This is a genomic window from Actinomadura barringtoniae (assembly GCF_017573505.1).
Classification (GTDB): Bacteria; Actinomycetota; Actinomycetes; order Streptosporangiales; family Streptosporangiaceae; genus Spirillospora; species Spirillospora barringtoniae.
On the sequence record NZ_JAGEOJ010000051.1, the window covers coordinates 1 to 2,535 of the forward strand.

The window sequence follows — 2,535 nt, forward strand, 5'->3', positions numbered from 1 at the left end:
AGGTGATGGCGAGAGGCTTAGGGCTTAGCAACGAATCGGGCGATCCTGGGCCAGATGTCCAAGTGCGGGCCAGCGTCAAGTGGGGGCCTCGAACTCTTGTCGCGTGCCGCGACGGCGCACGGCGGCTCCTACTACCGGCGGCCGCCGAACTCCCAGTCGTGGACCTCGATGACGGCATAGTCGTCCGAGGGCAGGACAGCGCGGGCCTTGTCCGCTTCTGGGGCTTGGAGCAGTACGGCCGTTCCCACGTTGGTGCTGCCGTCATCGGACAGGAGAGGGCCATAGGCGATCAGCTCGTACTGAGTGGGCGGGGGCGGTGTCTTCTCAGCACCAAGGCCCATCACCAGGTAGCGGTTCCCCTCGTCCGAGCCGGTGAAGTCCCACATCTTGCGACCGAGCATGTTCTGCCACCGGCGCAGCAGCACGTCACGATAGGCCCCGGCCTGGTAGTTGGGTTCTTCGAACGCGAACGTACGGGCTGCAACTGGGTCCGGCAGATCGACGATGTGCACGCTCCCGGTGGCCGTATCGCCATCCAGAGTCGGACCTCGGGCGATCATCCCCTCGGCGAACTGATCCATGTAGGACCAGTGCGCTTCCAGCAGTTCGTGTCGCAGCGGCATCGAGCCCGGCCGATCCCGGTGGTAGCAGAAGAACTCCATGACCCATGGTTCTAGCATCAGGGCGTGCCTGTAGGCCCGGGTGGGTACGCCCCGGGCCTGGTCAGGCTGCTAGTTCTTGATCGTCGTACCAAGGGTTGGCGACCCGATCTGGACTGGACCTTCGCGAACGCGTGATCCCGTCCGGCGCCAGCGTCCGATAAACGAATCGGCCATCGTTCCTGCTGATCTGCAGTTGGTCCGGGTTGGCGTGCTTCCACCGGTTGTGCCAGCCGCAGCACAGCGTGAGTTTGTCGATGTCGGTCGGGCTTCCCAGCGCCCACCCGTCGACGTGGTCGACCTCGCACAGGAAACCCGGCACCTCACAGCCATGCACCGCGCACGTGTCATACAGCGTCTCCAGTGCCCGGCGTTGGCCAGCGCTGGCGATCCGAACCGTGTGGCCCAGATACAGGGGCACGTGTCCGCGTCCGAAGATCAGGGGTGAGATACCGGCGGTCAACGCCAACCGGCGGACCTGCTCGGCAGGAATCAACGTGCCATCACGCAGTCGCCCGGGGGTGTCGGCACCGGTCAGCGTCTCCAGGTCAGCGATCACCGTCACCCGCGTCGCACCATGGCCACCGGCCAGAACGGAAGTGAGAGCAGCGGCGGTCCGCTCACCCAGATCACGCCGGTCATCGACCCCGGCGGGCTTGGCCAACGGCGCCAACGTGCCGTCCAGGATCGCGGTGTCCTCAGGGTTGAGCCACCCCTTCAGATAGCAGCCCCCATCCAGCGACCGGCTCACCGTCACCCACGACCGCTCATAACCCCGCTGCACATCCTCGGGCGGCTTCTCCTCACCGTTGTGCTCACGCACCAGGTCATGGATCTTCCCACCCAGCTTGGCGACCTTCCCCGCCGACAAACCCTCACCAGCCGCAGTCAGGAGGATGTCCTCAGCAGCAGCGGTGTCATCGTCATTGAGCCGCTGCACCGCGTCAGCAATGGTGACCGCGTAACCGAACGACAGCTCACCAGCCGCCAGGCCCGTGCCGACACGGCCGAGCCGGTGAAGTTGCCGAGCCAGCGTGATGCGCTCCTTGGCGCGGCCCTCGCGCATGCCCATCCGACACCGCAACCACGCCTGCGTGGACGGCAGGCCCCAGTGCTTCATCTCGCCCGTCCGGTCGACGACCTCGATCAGCCCGGCCAAGACGTGCTCGGCCTGATCGGTCACCGTCGCCAGCGCCTCAGCCAATTCCATGCAGGCGGCCCCGGACTCGGGCGCAGCCCTATTGGCGAGTTCGGAGAATATGACGGATGCCGCTTCCACCAGCTGCCGGGTGGAAGCGGATTCGGTGCCCGCCACGATCGAACTCATACCGTTATTTTACCATCACTCTCCGCCATTTTCATGATCGAACAGAAATATTCGAAGATTCTTTCGATGGTGCCTTCCCGTGCGAAGCGCGGCTGCAAAGGCTTGTAGTTCAGCCCCGTGAGAGCCGCACCCGAACGGCCCACCCCCGGCCCCGTCCCTTCCTTCCTCGTCGCTGAGCTTTTTGGCCTTCAACCAGCACCAACCCGCAGCCGGACAAGGACCGCAACGGAAGGGGTGACCGCTGCCGCATCGCGCGAAGCGCGCTCCCAGCTCAAAACCCCAGCCACGCACCCACCCGCGCCCGAGCAGCAACCCGAACCGCCCGCTCGCCCTCTTCGTCGCCGAGCTTTTCGGCCTTCAACCAGCACCAACCCGCACCCGGGCAAGGACCGCAACGGAAGGGGCGACCGCCGCCGCAATCGGCGCGGACCGCACCCAAGCCGAATCGGCACGGACCGCACCCAAGCCAAGGGTCCCAAGGCCGCACCCACCCGCAGCCGGGCAGCACCTCAGCGAAGAAGCGACCCATGCCGCCACCCGCCATCACCA

Annotated in this window: 2 protein-coding genes; both read right to left on the reverse strand. The window is 65.9% G+C overall.

Annotation, left to right across the window (positions count from 1 at the left end; genetic code table 11):
- Positions 1 to 131: 131 nt before the first annotated feature.
- The gene (locus J4573_RS53335; RefSeq protein ID WP_208264182.1) at positions 132 to 662 is read right to left on the reverse strand and encodes a YciI family protein; all 531 of its coding nucleotides are present in this window, start codon (positions 660 to 662) and stop codon (positions 132 to 134) included.
- A 61-nt stretch (positions 663 to 723) separates the two neighbouring features.
- Positions 724 to 1,986: an HNH endonuclease signature motif containing protein gene (locus tag J4573_RS53340; protein WP_208264183.1), complete on the reverse strand. Its 1,263-nt coding sequence runs from the start codon at positions 1,984 to 1,986 to the stop codon at positions 724 to 726.
- Positions 1,987 to 2,535 lie beyond the last annotated feature (549 nt).

What these genes read in the sequence shown, in the direction of transcription:
- J4573_RS53340 (WP_208264183.1), bottom strand. Translation starts at nt 1,986, where the DNA reads ATGAGTTCGATCGTGGCGGGCACCGAATCCGCTTCCACCCGGCAGCTG.
- J4573_RS53335 (WP_208264182.1), bottom strand. Translation starts at nt 662, where the DNA reads ATGGAGTTCTTCTGCTACCACCGGGATCGGCCGGGCTCGATGCCGCTG.